The 14,864-nt window shown below is 37.0% G+C and carries 18 protein-coding genes; 9 read left to right on the top strand and 9 right to left on the bottom strand.

What is annotated here, in order from left to right; translation table 11 throughout:
- Both G466_RS23770 and G466_RS24415 read right to left on the bottom strand, forming a co-directional pair.
- On the bottom strand, window positions 1-205 hold a 205-nt coding region (locus G466_RS23770; RefSeq protein ID WP_157373812.1), incomplete at its 3' end, for a hypothetical protein.
- A gap of 446 nt (window positions 206-651) precedes the next feature.
- A complete protein-coding gene (locus tag G466_RS24415) occupies window positions 652-843 on the bottom strand; it encodes a hypothetical protein (RefSeq protein WP_026812828.1) in 192 nt (63 codons plus the stop codon).
- Between the two features lie 135 nt (window positions 844-978).
- Here G466_RS24415 and G466_RS0105880 point away from each other — a divergent pair, with 135 nt between their 5' ends.
- Complete coding sequence (locus G466_RS0105880) at window positions 979-2,259, top strand: D-alanyl-D-alanine carboxypeptidase/D-alanyl-D-alanine-endopeptidase (protein WP_026812827.1); 1,281 nt, start codon at window positions 979-981, stop codon at window positions 2,257-2,259.
- 4 nt (window positions 2,260-2,263) lie between these two features.
- Here the strand turns inward: G466_RS0105880 and G466_RS0105875 are convergent, their stop codons facing one another.
- From G466_RS0105875 to G466_RS0105855, 5 genes are all read right to left on the bottom strand, one after another.
- Entirely contained in the window at window positions 2,264-2,761 is a 498-nt protein-coding gene (locus G466_RS0105875; RefSeq protein WP_026812826.1) for a peptide-methionine (S)-S-oxide reductase, read from the bottom strand.
- A gap of 18 nt (window positions 2,762-2,779) precedes the next feature.
- The gene (gene nudK / locus G466_RS0105870) at window positions 2,780-3,367 is read right to left on the bottom strand and encodes a GDP-mannose pyrophosphatase NudK (RefSeq protein ID WP_026812825.1); all 588 of its coding nucleotides are present in this window, start codon (window positions 3,365-3,367) and stop codon (window positions 2,780-2,782) included.
- Window positions 3,368-3,433: 66 nt separating this feature from the next.
- Entirely contained in the window at window positions 3,434-4,087 is a 654-nt protein-coding gene (locus G466_RS0105865) for a DUF2461 domain-containing protein (protein ID WP_026812824.1), read from the bottom strand.
- Window positions 4,088-4,201: 114 nt separating this feature from the next.
- Window positions 4,202-4,999 carry a TIGR00266 family protein gene (locus G466_RS0105860; RefSeq protein WP_026812823.1) on the bottom strand — a complete coding sequence of 266 codons (798 nt, stop codon included), beginning with the start codon at window positions 4,997-4,999 and terminating at the stop codon, window positions 4,202-4,204.
- A 263-nt stretch (window positions 5,000-5,262) separates the two neighbouring features.
- Complete coding sequence (locus G466_RS0105855; protein ID WP_026812822.1) at window positions 5,263-5,718, bottom strand: DUF4442 domain-containing protein; 456 nt, start codon at window positions 5,716-5,718, stop codon at window positions 5,263-5,265.
- Between the two features lie 135 nt (window positions 5,719-5,853).
- Between G466_RS0105855 and G466_RS0105850 the strand changes: the two genes are divergently transcribed.
- The 7 genes from G466_RS0105850 to G466_RS0105820 all read left to right on the top strand — a co-directional run bounded on the left by G466_RS0105850 (window position 5,854) and on the right by G466_RS0105820 (window position 12,197).
- The gene (locus G466_RS0105850) at window positions 5,854-6,336 is read left to right on the top strand and encodes a DUF4870 domain-containing protein (RefSeq protein ID WP_026812821.1); all 483 of its coding nucleotides are present in this window, start codon (window positions 5,854-5,856) and stop codon (window positions 6,334-6,336) included.
- Between the two features lie 118 nt (window positions 6,337-6,454).
- The gene (locus G466_RS0105845; protein WP_026811438.1) at window positions 6,455-6,790 is read left to right on the top strand and encodes a PadR family transcriptional regulator; all 336 of its coding nucleotides are present in this window, start codon (window positions 6,455-6,457) and stop codon (window positions 6,788-6,790) included.
- A gap of 1 nt (window position 6,791) precedes the next feature.
- Entirely contained in the window at window positions 6,792-8,549 is a 1,758-nt protein-coding gene (locus tag G466_RS0105840) for a PspC domain-containing protein (RefSeq protein ID WP_026812820.1), read from the top strand.
- A gap of 142 nt (window positions 8,550-8,691) precedes the next feature.
- Window positions 8,692-9,417: a head GIN domain-containing protein gene (locus G466_RS0105835; RefSeq protein WP_026812819.1), complete on the top strand. Its 726-nt coding sequence runs from the start codon at window positions 8,692-8,694 to the stop codon at window positions 9,415-9,417.
- Window positions 9,418-9,559: 142 nt separating this feature from the next.
- On the top strand, window positions 9,560-10,570 hold the full coding sequence (locus G466_RS0105830) for a dipeptide epimerase (protein WP_026812818.1): 1,011 nt from the start codon (window positions 9,560-9,562) through the stop codon (window positions 10,568-10,570).
- Window positions 10,570-11,628 carry a pyridoxal phosphate-dependent aminotransferase family protein gene (locus tag G466_RS0105825; protein WP_026812817.1) on the top strand — a complete coding sequence of 353 codons (1,059 nt, stop codon included), beginning with the start codon at window positions 10,570-10,572 and terminating at the stop codon, window positions 11,626-11,628. Before G466_RS0105830 ends, G466_RS0105825 begins: the two co-directional genes overlap by 1 nt.
- 122 nt (window positions 11,629-11,750) lie before the next feature.
- The gene (locus G466_RS0105820) at window positions 11,751-12,197 is read left to right on the top strand and encodes a hypothetical protein (protein WP_026812816.1); all 447 of its coding nucleotides are present in this window, start codon (window positions 11,751-11,753) and stop codon (window positions 12,195-12,197) included.
- Window positions 12,198-12,349: 152 nt separating this feature from the next.
- Here G466_RS0105820 and trxB read toward each other — a convergent pair whose 3' ends face one another.
- Together trxB and G466_RS0105810 are read right to left on the bottom strand one after the other, a co-directional pair.
- Window positions 12,350-13,321, bottom strand: coding sequence for a thioredoxin-disulfide reductase (trxB, locus tag G466_RS0105815; protein WP_026812815.1), 972 nt, complete (start codon window positions 13,319-13,321; stop codon window positions 12,350-12,352).
- A 209-nt stretch (window positions 13,322-13,530) separates the two neighbouring features.
- Entirely contained in the window at window positions 13,531-14,379 is an 849-nt protein-coding gene (locus G466_RS0105810; protein ID WP_026812814.1) for a universal stress protein, read from the bottom strand.
- Window positions 14,380-14,536: 157 nt separating this feature from the next.
- Here G466_RS0105810 and trxA point away from each other — a divergent pair, with 157 nt between their 5' ends.
- Window positions 14,537-14,836, top strand: coding sequence for a thioredoxin (trxA, locus tag G466_RS0105800; RefSeq protein ID WP_026812813.1), 300 nt, complete (start codon window positions 14,537-14,539; stop codon window positions 14,834-14,836).
- Window positions 14,837-14,864 lie beyond the last annotated feature (28 nt).

The following is a 14,864-nucleotide window of genomic DNA, read 5'->3' as shown; positions in this document are numbered from 1 at the left end:
TGCCCTTGGCGCAGAAGATGCACCTTGGGCCCTTTTTGGCTTCCTTCAGACCAAGGGCCGCTACCAGTTCGTCCCAAGGGATGGCGATATAGATCTTGCCAAGATCGCTTTCGAGAAACCGGGCGTAAAACGCATCGAACTCTTCGGTCTGGGAGGAAAATGTAAAACTGTGCTGGAAATCGTGGATTCTTCGTATCTTGGACATAGACATTAAGATAAAAACCCCGTTTTTTGAGCTAGAGACTCGTTTTCGGGGTTTTATTATATCTAAATATACGAATTAAATACCTGATAAACAAGCAGTTGCGTCAATTCTGAATGCGCCTAAATAGTTGCTCTAGCCTTAGGTGACCAATTTATGGATTTCTCTTGAAACTAAGTTTATTTAATACCATCGACATATATCTGGAGCCATCCCATTCCGCATAGGACAGAACTTACTATTACTATTTAACTGCAAATATCGAAGTTCTAAACTCTGATCTAGTGAGTAAAATATCGAAGAATGAATTTATGGAGAATGAGGCTCCAATAAGAGAGATTATAGGAGGATGCTTCACTTTCATTCCAACTAAACCTTCCAGCAAATTTTGAGAACAAAAAAAGAAATAAACAAAAAGAGACCCCTAAGTTAGGGGTCAATATTTAGGCCTACAAATATATAATACTTTGTTTTAGTTCGGGTTTATCAAAAATATAACTCCGTAACCAGAGTTTCAATTCTTCTACTTCGATTGGCAATAATCTAGTCAATGCTTTTTCTAGCTCCTTACAAAATAAGCTTGAATCGAAACTAACCTTTTGGAGTACTGTCTTAGTGTACTCTAACATAGTTCTTGGCATATTTGAAAACATTTTATTGGTTGACTACTAATATAACCCTTAAATGGCATATATTATTGCATTTTAAGCGTTAAATAATTGATAAATACCTGATAAAGTGTACAAACATGCCTTTTTTCCCTACAACTACGATTTATGAAATATTACTTGAAAGCCTCCACTTTGCTGCTGTTACTTTTTTTAGCAACTAGTTGTAAGTCTCTAGACATCAAAAAAATAACTTCTAAAATAGATACTGAAATCGGCTCAGACAGTAGTGAAGATTACTTTCAGGGCGTATTAATTTATGATCTTAAATCAAGGGATACTATTTATAGCCATAACAGTAATAAATACTTTACTCCGGCAAGTAATACAAAAATTTTCACGCTATATGCTGCGTTAAAAACCTTGCCAGAAAATATCCCTTCCCTTAAGTATATAGCGTATAAAGACACCCTATTTATAGAGGGCACAGGAGATCCAACACTATTACATCCTTATTTTAAAGACTCTTCCGCATTAAAACTAATTAAAAAACACAACCATATTGCGCTCCACCTCAACCATTTTAAGGAAGAAAGATTTGGACCAGGTTGGGCATGGGAAGATTATGACAGTTATTACAGTCCAGAGAGGAGTGGATTTCCACTATATGGAAATATTGTAGACATCCATATGACAGACAGTTTAATGGTGACTCCAAAAATTTTTCAAGATAAGGTAGTACCTATCGATTATATAAGAAATAGGGAAGAGGAGAAAAATGTATTCTATTTTGATACAAGTCGGAAAGATACCCTCAGCGTACCCTTTAAGGTAGATACTAGTCTCACTAAGGGTCTATTGGAAACGGTACTGCAACAACAGATAAAAATAGTTGCGGAGATGCCATCGTTGATAAAAAAAACATTATACAGCATTCCATCGGATTCTGTTTATAAAAGAATGATGTTAGAGAGTGATAATTTTTTAGCAGAACAACTGTTAATTCTGTCCTCCTCTACGTTATCTGATACATTAAACAGTGGGACCGCAAGAAGATATGTATTGGAGCATTATTTGTCCGATTTAAAACAAGCACCTCGCTGGGTAGATGGATCGGGCCTTTCCCGATATAACTTATTTTCACCAGAATCCATGGTAGCGGTTCTCACCAAAATGGTAGAGGAGTTTCCACAAGATCGGATCTTACATCTTTTTCCTTTAGGAGGCGTTTCTGGAACACTAGAGGAAAGATTTCCTGGAAATCCAGGTCCCTATATTTACGCCAAATCGGGTTCCTTGGGAAATAATTATTGTTTAAGCGGCTATTTGATCACCAATTCTGGTAAAACCTTGATTTTTAGTTTTATGAACAATCATTTCATTAAAAGTGGTGCAGCAGTAAGGAGATCCATGCAACATATTTTTGAGCATCTAAGGGATAATTACTAATTGCTTATTTTGAATGATCCACAAAATTTTTGAATTTCTCTTGTAGCAATTTTAATTTAGGTGCGATATAAAGTTGACAAAAGGGTTTTTCTTTATCTCTTAGGTAGTAATTATGAAACATAGGATCCGAACTTTTAAACGCTACAAAAGGTAGTACTTTAGTAATTAGTTTGGCTTCAAAATGGATTTGAAAACGCTGAAGGGCTTTTGTAGCTCTATCGGCGTCCGCCACATTAAAAGTATAGATTGCAGACCTATATTTTTTACGCATACTATGGGAGCTAGTGGCATTATGGGTATGCAAATGGATTAGGATTAAATCTTCCAAATTTATTTTAGTATTAGAATACGCTACTATTACGGCTTCAGAAAATGTATTGGCCTCCCCTGCCGAGGCTACAAATCCCTGCTTTACGTAGGCGACACCTTTTAAGGCTTGGAATACAGCTTCAGTACACCAATGACAGCCACCACCAAAAGCAATTTCACTTGTTTTCGCCATACTATATTGGTCGTATTATCAATAAGGACATAACGAATTAATTTGGGCGTACTGCAGCAATAAGATAGTTTTTGCGTCTTTTATCTCCCCTGAGGCTATCATTTCTAAGGCGGTATTAAAAGGCACTTCTAAGACCTCAATATTCTCGGTTTCATCTTCGGCTCCTCCCCCTTCACCTACTTTCATATCCTCATCATATTCACCTATAAAATAGTGAAGAATTTCTGTAACAGAACCAGGTGACATATAGGATTCAAAGACCTTTTCTACCTTTTTTAACTTATAACCCGTTTCTTCCTCCGCCTCTTTCTTACTACAGGTTTCTGGAGAATCCCCTTCTAAAACTCCAGCACAGACTTCTATCATCATACCATCATCGTTGCCATTTAAATAGGTAGGCATCCTAAACTGTTTGGTTAGGATTACTGTTCCTTTTTTGGGGTTATACAAAAGTATGGCAGCACCATTTCCTCTATCGTAAGCTTCTCTTATTTGCTTTTCCCATGTGCCGTCCTTTTTTTTATATTCAAAGGTTAATTTATTTAGGGTATACCAATTGTCGGAAAGAACTTCCTTTTTTATATTTCTTACGTTCTCGTTTTTCAAAATATTTCTGTATTGTGGTCCAACACAAAACTATAAAATATAAGGCGATATTTCTGTATTCCTTTTCTAGACCGTAATTGCTTTGTTTAAGTACCTCCTGAAGGGTAGCATTTCTTGGTAGACTTTAACGAGTTTCTCCTTAAAGTCTGGCGCCAAAATGTCTTCCCGATTTAGCGGATGCATTACAGCAAAAGTTTTATTCCTAAGCAATTCTATATGAGGATGAGCCTTAGAAAACCCTTTGGGCGCTGTTTTAAGTCGGCCATCCTCTACAAGCCCCCCAAATGTTTGCATAAAACTGCTTTTATTTAATATTTTTTGCAATTCCTCTCCATCGTAGTCTATGGCTTCCCTAATACTTCGCAAGGTATTTGCATTTGGCCTCCATATACCCCCAGCTAGCATGGATTGACTCCATCCTATTTCTATATAAAAGTCGCCGCTATTTGGAGCTTTGTCCAAACCGGCGCCAAAATGATCCTTATAAATGGGCTTATTGGGATGAAACATCAAATTATTATTAATACGATTTATAGCCTTCTTTCCAGATGTTGGGTAGTAACCATTATCTAGACTAGCCAAAAGGTGATCTATTTCATCCAGCCATTTTATATATTGATCCCTAACTTCTTTATACCATTTCCTATTTTGATCCATCCACTCCTTGGAGTTATTTTGGTTAAGCTCTGTAAGAAATTGAAAGAGTGCATTAAAATCCATAGTTAAAATATATGTATAATTGAATTTGAGGTAGTTACAACAGAAAGCATCATATTAAATACTGATATCCCTGATTTAGAAATTAAAAATAGTTATCCAATAATATATAATAAGTTAAAAACGATTATCCCCATCCAAAAGGTCTCCTAATCCGCCCAGAACACTTCCTTCTCCTTTTTTCTTCCCTCCTCTTGGTATGGATGCCAAAACGCGGCCTGCTAGTCGACTAAAAGGTAGGGATTGGATGTAGACGGTGCCAGGGCCTCTAAGTGTCGCATAAAAGAGCCCTTCCCCACCAAAGACCGTATTTTTAATGCCTCCAACAAATTCTATATCATAATCTACATCCTGCGTAAAGCCAATAATACACCCAGTATCTACTTTTAGAACTTCTCCTGCAGCAAGTGTTTTCTTAGCAGTGGTTCCACCAGCGTGGACAAAAGCAATCCCATCACCTTCCAGCTTTTGCATTATAAACCCCTCTCCTCCAAAGAGTCCGCGGCCCAATTTTTTTGAAAATTCTATCCCTACGGAAACGCCTTTGGCAGCACATAAGAAGGCATCTTTTTGACAGATAAATTTCCCTCTAAATTCAGTGAGGTCAATGGGGATAATCTTTCCTGGATAGGGAGATGCAAAACTCACATGTTTTTTACCTTGTCCAACATTTAAAAAAACGGTCATAAACAAACTCTCCCCAGTTAGCAAACGCTTCCCCGCAGAAAACAACTTTCCCAAAACTCCCGTATCCTGATTAGAACCATCACCAAATATAGTATCCATTTTTATATCGGTTTCCATCATCATAAAGCTACCTGCCTCAGCTACGACCGCTTCTTGAGGATCCAATTCGATTTCTACATATTGCATTTCTTCCCCGTAAATGTGATAATCTATTTCATTTGCATTCATAATATCTGGATTTATTGGTTTTATTGTTTTATGGTTTTTATCTTATAAGCAAGTGCAAATAATATTGCTTACCCTAAAGTAAATTACCATTTGATCTTTTGATTAGGGCATTATAATTCTTGAAATAAGTAATAAAAAAGTACTATTTGTTACAATTTAATTTAAGAAAAAGTGAATTTATAGATTCAAGGTCTTGAACCATTGGCTGTATGCTACAGGCAAAAACACCTATTGTGAAATTAACACATTTTAAAATTATCAAATTAATTTTTCACCTTTACAGTCCACTCAAAATTAAAGGTAGACACCACTATTCCCTCCTCATTTACACCTATTGATTTCATCCATACTGTCTGCCCCTCCCCTGAAGACAAAGTTTTACTTATGGCTTCTTTAATAAGATGACCGTCCTCACAAGTAAAAGTGATTTTACCTGTAGCCTTTTTAGAGAAATTGGCATTGTTATTGGCTACCAACATGGAAATTTTTTTTCCACTTTTCCTAATCTGACCCATTACCATGGCTCCTGTAGATAATTCTGCTGCCATACCCTGTACCGCCCAAAACATGGATTTAAATGGATTTTGGTTAACCCATCGATATCTTACGGTAACCACCGCCTTTTGCTCATCAATGTACCGTAAACGTACTCCCGTCCACCATGCAGCTGGCAATTTAAAAAAACAAAATGTATTTATTTTACTAGTCTCAGATGCCATATGGGAAGGTTTAATTTGAGCTAAAGTAACTAAAAATGATGAATCAACGAATGTTAAAGTTTTCTTAATATATAGTACTTTGCTTTGCATAGTACCTTCCTTTAGACATATATTTGCATAAGAAACTAGTATGCCATGACAGAAACACTCAGCAAACACCAGAAAAATATATCGGCAATTATCCATGCTTCCACATTTTCCAAATATTGTATCCCCTTTGGTAATCTTATTTTACCATTAGTTCTTTGGACGTTGAAGAGATCCGATCATCCATTTATAGACTCAAATGGGAAACAAGCGCTTAACTTTCAGATCAGCCTATTATTATACTCTATTTGTATTGGCATTTTAACGATACCGTTTGTCCTTGTTTTTATACCTGATATATTCCATATGGGATTATTAAACTTCTCCTCTATAAATGACTTTAATGGCATTGATCTGGGTTTTACGTTCAATCCCGTGAAGTTGGGGAGGATATTATGGCCCATCCTTTTAGCAGGTTCAGCACAGATTGTGCTTTTTATAGTGAATATTGTTTATACCATATTGGCTACCATTCGTACTAGCGAAGGGAATAATTTTAAATATCCATTAACCATCAATTTTATAACTTAAAAGGAACAGAAGTGCTCATCACACTAATTCTGGAGTTTATTCATCAATCAAATCAATCCTCCGTCTGTAGAGAATCAGCGGGAAAAACGTACAGTTAACTTATTATAATCATGCGACTATGAACGTTGAAAATACAAAAGCGCAAATGCGAAAGGGCGTTTTGGAATATTGTATCCTTTCTATTTTAGATGGAAAGGACAAATACACCTCCGAAATCCTGGACACCTTAAAAGACGCTAAAATGCTAGTGGTAGAGGGTACAATTTATCCTTTACTAACAAGATTAAAGAATGCGGGACTCCTCAATTATCGTTGGGAAGAATCTCCCTCTGGCCCCCCAAGAAAATATTATACGCTAACCGAGAAAGGCAAATTATTCCTCAAGGAACTAGATACTACCTGGGAAGAATTAAGAAATGCGACAAACCTCGTAACCAAATCAAAAAACAACTAAAATGAACAAGACAATAAATATAAATCTGGCCAATTTATTCTTTCATATAGACGAAGAAGCCTACTCTAAACTAAAACTATATTTAGAGGCCATAAAACGCTCCTTTGCCAATACCCATGGTAGTGATGAAATTATAGCGGATATAGAAGCTAGGATTGCCGAACTATTCCATGAAAAAATGGAAAATGATCGTCAGGTGATTACCCAAAAAGAAGTGGACGAGGTTATTAGCATCATGGGACAGCCCGAAGATTATATGGTGGATGAGGATATTTTTGAGGACCAACCCAAATCTACCCCTAAATCCAGTAGTGTAAAGAAGTTATATAGGGACACGGACAATAAATACATTGGTGGTGTCTCCTCCGGATTGGGCCATTATTTTAGAATAGATGCATTATGGGTACGATCTTTATGGGTCTTATTGACCATATTTAGCTGGGGCGGCTTTATCTTTATATATGTACTGTTATGGATACTGACCCCAGAAGCTGTTACAACTGCCCAAAAACTAGCAATGAGAGGGGAAACCATCAATATTAGTAATATTGAAAAAAAAGTTAAAGAAGGATTTGATGATGTAGCCGAAAAAGTTAAGAATGTCAACTATGAAAAAGTAGGCAATCGTGTAAAGAACGGTAGCAAAAGTATTTTTAACTCCATTGCCGACATCATTATGTTCCTTTTTAAAATTATAGGGAAGATTATCGGTATTATTCTAATTATCACAGGAGCAGCGGGAATCGTTTCTCTTATTATCGGACTCTTTACGGTAGGCATTTTGGATATCATCCATATACCTGGCATGGAATATTACCATATGGTAAACGCTACCGATATCCCTGTGTGGTTGGTTTCTCTATTTGTATTCTTCGCCATAGGCATTCCCTTTTTCTTTTTAATGTATCTAGGCTTAAAAATATTAGTGAACAATCTAAAATCTATTGGGAAAGTTGCGAAGTTCAGTTTACTAGGGCTTTGGTTAATCTCTATTATTCTATTAAGCGTATTTGGCATTAGTCAAGCAGCTGCCCATGCTTACACTGGCAATGTTACCGTTGAAAAAGTCCTGCCATTGGAAAACCCCAATCAACTTATTAACGTAAAGTTGAAATCTTCTAAATGGCAGGAACAAGATAATACTTTAGGGTTTAACGGGTTAATTTTAGATTACACTGAAGATGGAGAGGAAGTTTTAATATTTGATGATATTCGATTTTATATTAAAAGCTCAAAAGATTCCCTAGCGCATATAGAAATACGCAAAAAAGCGAACGGCAGCTCCTTGCGGGATGCTACGGAAACTGCAGGGAAAATAAACTATTCCTATTTGTTGCAGGATAACACCCTTTTATTGGATGATTTTTTAACCACTGCAAAAAATAATAAGTTTAGGGACCAAGAGATTAGGATAAACCTTTTTTTGCCCATTGGAGCTATGGTAAAATTTGAAAACTTTCCTAAGCGCTGTTGGATGTTGAGAACGGATAATGATCAAGATATGAACGGATGTGAAATAACAGAACACCTGTGGATTATGGCTAAAAATGGAGTGTTGGAATGCCAAGATTGTGAACACAACAAGAATAAGGAAGAAAATTCTGATAGAGACGGAAAAATAATAATCAATCAGAATGGAGTGGATATCGATATTAAGGATGGTGAAGATTCCTTTAAAATGAAGATAGGAAAAGAGGGAGTACAAATTAAATCCGGAGAAAATAAATCGGAGAATACAGCGGTAGATACAATTCAGTAGTAGATAGGCACAGTTGAGTAATAGCGAGAATAACAATTTAAGTGAAAACGTATACTTTTAAGCAATAAACCAATTCAGTTAAATCAGATTCAGATCCTTTTCTTTTAAAATTAGGTGCTATTGGATCACAACAACAACCATCATGACAACACTGGCAAGAATAACGATTACACTAATCCTTGTCCTTCTATTTTCATCCTGCGGTTTTGATATTAATATCGGCCAAGGCGAAAAGGGTAACGGGAATGTACAGGAAGATATGCGAACAGTTAAAGGGGATTTTTCCGCTATCTCGGCTTCAGAGGGCTTAAACGTATATGTTACACAAGGTGAAGATTATGACATTTTGGTAGAAGCGGATGAGAACATTATAGAGCTAATTGCTACCGATTTAAGAAGTGGGGTTTTACGGATCCACACTGTTGAAAATATTGGAAGGGCTACAAAGAAGATCTACGTAACCTTGCCTAAAATCACTGTTTTAAAAACTTCTAGTGGAGCAGACCTTATAGCAAACAGCGTTATTAAATCAGAAACCATTGAATTAAATGCCAGTAGTGGATCTAATCTAACTATAGAAGACCTAAATGCGGATAAGGTAAGTGCGAATACTAGTAGCGGGGCAAACATTTCAATAGCTGGTCAGTCTAACACATTTAATGGTAATGCCAGCAGTGGTTCAGGCATAAAAGCTCACAACCTTACTACTGCTGTTTGCAGGGCCAATGCCAGTAGCGGCGCCAACATTTCCATAAATGTCACAGAATCTCTTTTTGCAGAAGCAAGCAGTGGAGCGGATATAAAATATTCGGGCAACCCTAAAGTAGAGGGTAAAAAATCTAGCTCTGGAAGCGTTAGTCAATTATAAGTTTTCGCTTCAAAGCATTTTATTTCATTCCTAATAGCCAAGGTCCATTGTAATTTCAATGGGCCTTAGCTTATTATATACCACATCTTTCTTTATATTCGTCTAACTAATTACCTACTAAAATAAACATCAGAATAACCTTATGAAATTAAATATTAAAAAATATATTCTCCCACTGAAGCACACCTTTAGCATTTCGCGGGAATCCCGCGATTTTCAAGACTCTATGATTATTAGTCTAGAATTGGATGGGAAAATTGGCTATGGAGAAGCCACCGCTAATCCTTACTACGGCGTTACTTTTGAGACTATGCAGTGCGAGATAGAGGATATTAGACAGGAGATAGAACAGTTTAATTTACAAACACCCGAGGCTTTTCATGCTTTTTTATCTTCTAAAAACTTGAGCAATTTTGCTGTATGTGCCTTAGATCTGGCTGCCAACGACCTTTATGGAAAACTAATGGGCAAACCATTGTACCAGTTATGGCAAACGGATAATAGTACTTATCCCATTACCAACTACACCATAGGTATTGGAACCATTGAAAAAATGGTAGCTAAAATGAAGGAGGTTCCATGGCCCATCTACAAAATAAAACTGGGTACTGAGCACGATGTTGAAATAGTTCGCGAACTACGCAAGCATACCGATGCTATTTTTAGGGTGGATGCCAATTGTGCGTGGAATGCAGATCAGACTATTGAGTACGCACCTCAATTGAAGGAATTGGGAGTGGAATTTCTTGAGCAACCCCTTAAAGCTGAAGACTGGGTGGGTATGAAGAAAGTACTCCAGCACAGTGTACTGCCCACTATAGCGGATGAAAGTTGTATTGTGGAGGGCGATGTAGAAAAATGTGGATCGCATTTTTCCGGAATCAATATAAAACTGACAAAGTGCGGCGGCTTAACCCCGGCCAGACGAATGATCACTAAAGCCAAGTCTATGGGATTGAAAGTTATGGTAGGCTGTATGACAGAATCTACTGTGGGCATCTCTGCCATTGCACAGCTTATCCCACAGTTAGATTATGTAGATATGGATGGGGCCATGTTATTAAGGGAAGATATTGCTGACGGAGTAATTATAGGAGAACATGGAAAGGTAATTTTCCCAAGTTTAGGTGGAAGCGGAATAACATTACGTTAATGAATTATTATGTAGATCATTTTCCTGGAAGGGAAATAGAATTAAATGGGGAAAAATTCTTGTATTTTGGTGGAACATCTTATTTAGGTCTTCAGACGGATACGGTTTTTCAGCAACTCTATATTTCCAACATCCTAAGATATGGAACCAACTACGGAGCTTCTAGAAAAGCCAATCTTAAACTCGCTGTTTATGAAGAAGCAGAAGGCTTATTGACCCAATGGGTAGGTACTGAAAGTAGTACTACGGTTTCTTCAGGGTATTTAGCAGGACAACTAGTAAGGCAAGCATTGGATTCTAAGGAGCATAAATTATTCTATGCCCCTAACACCCATTCTGCTTTATATGTAATGCAACATGGTACACGTTTAAAACCGTTTATCTCCTTTACCGCTCTGGATATTGCTATTAGAGATCATTTAAGGAAAAATAAGGAGGTAACCCCGGTGGTTTTCTTGGATGCGATTGATTTTTCGGGTTACAACTACCCCGATTTTGTGGGACTAAAAAAATTACCGTTAGAGAAGATTATTTTAGTGGTAGACGATTCCCATGGTATCGGTATAGTTGGGGATAATGGTAGCGGGGTATATAAAAGCCTACAACTATTAAATCCAAAAGAGTTGATAATTTGTTGCTCTTTAGGAAAAGGTTATGGAATCCAAGCCGGAGCTATTTTTGGTTCCAATAAACGTATAACACAATTAACCGATACCGCTTTCTTTGGTGGAGCTAGTCCCGCCGCCCCTGCCGCCATGGCCTCACTCACAAAAGGAGGTGAAATTTTCGCAGAAAAAAGGGCTATCCTCAAAGACAACATTGCGTTATTTAGAGCCAATAATAATCTAGAAAAGTTTAAGTGGATGGATGGACATCCCTCCTTTAGCTTTAGAGATGCTAGTCTCACCCAATACTTAGAGCAACATAAAATAGTGGTGACCAGCTTTAAGTACCCCGATGAGGATTCGCCATTAATGAGCAGAATAGTTCTAAGCGCACACCACACCAAAGAAGATGTTTTATATCTCACACATGCCTTAAATTCATATTCTCAATAATTGCATGTGAATTATTCATAACCTTGTATTTTTTAACATTTTAATTGACCATGTCCTTTTTATTTCGTAACTTTTTTGTAATCATTTAATTTAATGTATTACCCCTAAACACCAGCACTATTATGAAAAAATTATTAGGATTGGTTTTCTTGATGTTAATTTTGGTAGCAGGTACTGAACTTTCATCACCTGAGCCACAAAACAATAACACGCTTGAAGGAACTTGGGAACTAGTTAGCTTTAACAACTACGATGGCAACAATGAGGTAACCACCTTACCCGCTACAGAGGGTTATCGGCAGATTAAGATGTACTATAATGGAAAAGTGATGTGGACAAGATATGTTCCTACAGATTCTATTGAATGGTTTGGATATGGCTCCTACATTGCTACCGACAGTACACTCACCGAAAAACTGGAGTACATGTCCGCCTCTATGCGTAAAATCGCAAATGAAAATATGGAATGGCAAATGGAACTCGTATTTGATGGAGACAAATACAGTCAGATTTTTACTGATGAAGAAGGAAACCGGATCAATTCGGAAAATTATAAGCGTATTGATTAAGCTCTTCCTCTAAAAAAAACTCAAAATTATTTCCTGAACAAAAATATAGCCCGATAGTGTATTCACCATCGGGCTATAGTATATTGAGTAAATAATACGTAAAAGCTCCTCCCAATGAAATACGTGGAATTTAAGTAATTGGGAATACTTTTTTATTGGGTAGATACCTCTTCCGGAGATTCTATAGTTGCCAAATATCGCTCTGCATCCAAAGCTGCCATACATCCTGTTCCTGCAGCTGTAACAGCCTGCCTATATTCTTTATCCTGTACGTCTCCACTTGCGAAGACACCTGGCTTACTAGTTTTGGTAGACTTCCCTTTGGTTATTAAATAACCAGTATCATCCATTTCCAATTGCCCTTTAAAGATATCTGTATTAGGCTTATGTCCTATGGCAACAAATAGACCGGTTATAGCGATCTCTTCTTTTTCCCCAGTAAGATTGTTAACCATACGTAAACCTTCTACTACTAGGTCTCCTAATACCTCATCTACCTCCGTATTATAACGAATCTCGATATTCTTAAGGCTGTTTACCCTATGTTGCATTGCTTTGGAGGCACGCATATGGTCTTTTCTTACTAACATGGTAACCTTGCTACAGATATTAGCCAAATAAGACGCTTCTTCAGCAGCGGTATCCCCTGCTCCAACGATAGCCACATCCTGACCTTTGTAAAAAAACCCATCACATACAGCACATGCTGACACACCACCTCCTCGAAGCTTCTGCTCACTAGGTATCCCGAGGTATTTTGCCGTAGCTCCTGTTGAAATAATAACAGTCTCTGCCTCTATAACCTTATCATTATCAATAGTTACCTTGTGTATTCCGCCAACCTCATCACTAAATTCAACTGCAGTTGCCATCCCCATTCTAACATCAGTCCCAAATCTTTCGGCCTGCTTCTGCAAATCTATCATCATGGATGGTCCATCTACACCTTCTGGATATCCAGGAAAGTTATCAACTTCGGTTGTAGTAGTCAACTGACCACCAGGTTCCATTCCAGTATATACAACGGGTTTCAAATCGGCTCTTGCCGCATATATAGCTGCTGTATAACCAGCAGGTCCCGAACCAATAATCAATGTCTTTAATCGTTCTACTTTATCTGCCATAATCAAAATCTTCAATACATTTTATAAAACAAAAGTAGGATTTTAACCAAAACCATCCCTTCAAAAGTTATAAAAAGTTATTATGGGGCAAGTTACCAAAACTATTGCATATAATTCTGCATTTCTATACACAGTGCATACATCTAACAATAGCGTGTACAATTTAAACACACAACCTCTCTAACACCTAAATTACAAGGAAATACTCTCTATTCCAAAAGATGGTACGGTAATACCAAAAAAGGAATTGTAGTGTGAAAACCTATTTGGTTAATCACGGGTTTTAAAAATAGGTTTTCCAAAAAGCTGTGCTTATTCTTAACCATAACTAAAAAGTTGGTCTTAAAATCAGCTTGTTTGTTATTTATTGCCTCAATAATGCCTTGATCGGGAACCTCATGAAAATGATGGTTAGTTCCACTGAGCAATTTTTCCAATTTAGTTTTATTAGCTTCTTGTAGTGGACTCAACTCTTGACTATTGGAAATATGCATCACATCTATCTTTGCACTATAGCTCTTTGCCATAATAAGAAGTTCTTTAACAAGCGCGTTATTATATTCTATTTCATAGTCTGTAGGAAAGAGTATATTCTTGGGCGACTCAAACTTATAATCAAATGGAACAACCAATATTGGACCTTTCGAACGCTTTATGGCGTGCACCGTATTACTTCCTAAAAATATTTCTTTGGCACCAGTTGCCCCTTGGGTTCCCATAATAATTAAATCTATATTCTTCTCCTCTAGCAGTTCATCTATAGCTTCCATAAGAATATTAAAGGCACTATGGGTTTCAAAGTGATGTTTTGGATTTTGATATTCCACTAAAATAGTTTGCTTTAATTCATTTAAGCGTTTTTCGGAATCTAATCTATAGATATCACCAAGACCTACTTGTCCTGGACTATGTAGTAAAAACTCCGACTGATATATAGCAGGGGTATAGGTATGCAGTAAGTGAAATGTGCATTCCTCATTCTCCAACATTTGTACTGCATAAGCTATGGCACCGTAGGAGTTATCAGAAAAATCGGTAGGTATAAGAACACTTTTCATATCTTGTAATTTAAGTGATTGCGATAAGAGGATTTAAAAAATTACCTTAAATTTAAGGAATTAAACTGGCAATCATTATAATGGATGTCAGCTAAAAAAGTGATCATAAAACTTATATTTTTATTCACCACTTTAATAAAAATTAAAAAAAAAGAAAATGAAAAGTAGCTTCAACGATATTATAAATTCCGAAACTCCTGTATTAATCGACTTTTTCGCCACATGGTGCGGACCCTGTAAAATGCTGGCTCCTATTTTGGAATCGGTAAAGAAAGAACTGGGAGATGCGGTGAAAATCATTAAGATAGACGTGGACACCAATGCTCCTTTAGCGGCCCAATATCAAGTTCGCGGGGTACCTACCATGATATTATTTAAAAATGGAAAACAACTTTGGAGAGAATCCGGTGTTTTACAGCAGGCAGAAATTGTTAGCGTCATCCGTACCCATTCCTAGTCTTAGGACTGCTCACAAGACGTAGGAT

It is taken from the genome of Arenibacter certesii DSM 19833 (assembly GCF_000429545.1).
Taxonomy (GTDB): domain Bacteria; phylum Bacteroidota; class Bacteroidia; order Flavobacteriales; family Flavobacteriaceae; genus Arenibacter; species Arenibacter certesii.
This window is presented reverse-complemented; position numbering and strand designations above follow the sequence as displayed.